We start from the raw sequence: 302 nt of genomic DNA, 5'->3' as shown, positions 1-302 counted from the left end.
ATCCATATCACAAATAACCCATGTAGGAATTTTTATGGCTGTCTGAACAACTTTTGCATCAAGGGGGATAGATAAGTCGGCATCTAAAATAATACGAATTGGTGAGCGCATTTCCATTCCTGGTAAGCGGCAATTGAGCTGTGGATCATCGGCTAATATAGTACCAATACCAACGAGAATAGCATTGTTTTGAGCCCGTAGAATATGCGTATGGGTATGGGAAAGTGCTCCACTAATCTTTATTCTCCCCTCTCGTTTTTTTCTTATAGTATTATCGGCAGAAAGTGGAATTTTGAAAGTGA

General features: G+C 39.4%; 1 protein-coding gene. It reads right to left on the bottom strand.

Annotated features, from left to right (window positions below; translation table 11 throughout):
- Positions 1 to 302: RibD family protein (locus ACFINC_RS11385; RefSeq protein ID WP_375617272.1), on the bottom strand; the 302-nt coding region annotated here is incomplete at both ends.

Source organism: Bartonella sp. AP58NXGY (assembly GCF_042195785.1).
In the GTDB taxonomy this organism is placed as follows: Bacteria; Pseudomonadota; Alphaproteobacteria; order Rhizobiales; family Rhizobiaceae; genus Bartonella.
Note: the sequence above shows the minus strand (reverse complement) of the source record. Positions and strands in the feature narration are given on the sequence as shown.